This is a genomic window from Actinomycetota bacterium, from assembly GCA_030774015.1.
Classification (GTDB): domain Bacteria; phylum Actinomycetota; class UBA4738; order UBA4738; family JACQTL01; genus JALYLZ01.
In genome coordinates, this window is record JALYLZ010000145.1 from 1 (window position 1) to 2,118 (window position 2,118).

The 2,118-nt window shown below is 67.1% G+C and carries 2 protein-coding genes; both read right to left on the reverse strand.

Annotated features, from left to right (window positions below):
• Positions 1 to 761 (reverse strand): IS21 family transposase (gene istA / locus M3Q23_14495; GenBank protein ID MDP9343269.1); only part of this gene is annotated, 761 nt, incomplete at its 3' end.
• Positions 762 to 789: 28 nt separating this feature from the next.
• Positions 790 to 1,515 carry an integrase core domain-containing protein gene (locus M3Q23_14500; protein ID MDP9343270.1) on the reverse strand — a complete coding sequence of 242 codons (726 nt, stop codon included), beginning with the start codon at positions 1,513 to 1,515 and terminating at the stop codon, positions 790 to 792.
• Positions 1,516 to 2,118 lie beyond the last annotated feature (603 nt).

Genomic DNA, 2,118 nt, shown 5'->3' on the forward strand with positions numbered 1-2,118 from the left:
ACGGGCACCATGAAGTTGCGCCGCCCGTACCCGACGAGTGACTCCACGTGGCCCTTCTCGTTGCCCCGGCCGACCCGGCAGAACCGGTGGGCGAACAGGAAGTGGCTCTGAAGGCGGAGGAACTCCCGGGTGAGAGCCCGCTCCCGGCCGATCACCTTGCGCACGGCGATCGTCGTGTTGTCGTAGGCCGTCCGGGTCGGCACGCCCCCGAAGAACGAGAACGCGGCCCCGTGGGCGGCCTGGAAGGTCTCGGTGCACTCCCGGGGGTAGGCGGAGACGTGGAAGGCGTCGGAGTAGGGAAGGCTCATCACCGCGAACGCCGCCTTGCGGCGCACCCCGGCGATCTCCACGGTCGCGTAGCCGAAGTCGAACTGGGCCTCACCCGGTGGGTGGGACAGCGGGACGAACACCTCCTGGGCGTGGCGGCGGTGCCGGGCTACCGCCTCCTTGACCTGGGTGATGCCGCCCGGGTAGCCGTACTCGTCGCGGAGGCGGCAGAAGATCCGCTTGGCCGTGTGGCGCTGCTTGGGGGGCGCCTCCCGGTCGGAGGCCAGGATCTCCTCGATCACCCCCAGGTAGGGACCGAGCTTGGTCTTGGGGCGGGCCGCGGCCGCCCGGTACCCCGGAGGCTCCGTGTTGGCAAGGATCTTCTGCAGGGTCTTGTGGGCGATGCCGAACTCCCTGCAGACCGAACGCTTCGAGGCCCCCTCGACGAGGACCCTGTGCCGGATCTCGGTCCACTCCTGCATGTCGGTGTGCATGAAGGGCACGGAAACCCCTGATTCGGCATCAAGCAACCAGTTCGTACTCATGTATGAGGCCGCCCAGGACGTCGCTTCTTCTCACGCGCCGGATGTTGGGAGGCAGAGCGGGGGGATCCGGCTGCGGGTCAGGCGCCCGGAGGTCGATCCCGCGGTGCGGCCGCTTCGCGTTGTAGTGGACGACGTATTCGCGGAGCACCCGCTCGAGATGACGTCGACCGTGGACGAGCGTCCAGTCGAGGCATTCACGCCTGACGGTGCGGACCCATCGTTCGGCGAAGGCGTTCGCTCTCGGAGCGCGGATCGGCGTGAGGATGGCCTTGATGCCGTCCGCGGCGAGGACCGCATCGAAGCTCCTCGTGTACTTGGAGTCTCGGTCCCTGATGAGGTAGCGAAACGGCCCCCGCCCTACGAGGTCCCAGGAGAGGTTCCGAGCACTCTGCGTGACCCAGCCAGAGTCGGGGTGCGCCGTCACGCCTGCCAGATGGACACGCCGCGTCTGGACCTCGATAACGAAGGAGACGTAGAGGGTGCGCAGCCAGATGGTCTCGACAGTGAAGAAGTCGGTCGCCAGGATCCCGCGTGCCTGATTGCGCAGGAACTCCCTCCAGGTCGGACCGCTGCGTCGTGGCGCCGGACCGAGGCCCTCGCGTCGAAGAAGCGTTCGGATCGCCGAGGCCGAGACCCCGATGCCGAGCTTGGCCAGCTCTCCCTTGATCCGCACGCACCCCCACCGAGGGTTCTCCCTGCCCATCCGAAGGATGAGCTCCCGCACGTCGTCTGCGAGTGGCGGTCTCCCGCCGGTAGCCCGATGGCGGTAGGTCCACTTCCTGCGCACCAGCTCACGGTGCCACCGAAGGAGGGTCTGCGGACTGACCAGGAACGATGACCACCGCGGGCGAGGGAGAACCCTACTCAGTACAGCCATGAACAACCGCTCGCGACGGCGAAGGTGCGGCTTGCCCACCTCGCGCCGGAGCACGGCGAGCTGATGGCGAAGGACCAGGACCTCGATGTCATTGTGCCGATCCTCGGTAGAGCCGCATGCGAGTGCGACAAGCCGGCGCAGCAGTAGATAGAAGACAGCGAAGAGCATCGATCAGGCCTCCTTGTGAAACGGAGGTCCGATCCCACGAACACGCTGGTCGCGCTGGTGATCGGAGGTTTCCGTGCCCTTCACGGTCGAAAACGACAGCGGGAGCCGGTCGAAAACGACAGCACCTGGGTCGGATGCTAACGGGTTCGGGGTCCTCCTTCCATGGCTCCTGAATGCTCTGCCGTAGCTCTGTCCTTGGGACCGGGGTTGCCTGGCGCCGGCCTCCGAACCCGGGCCTTGGCATCGCGCAGCCGGTAGGAC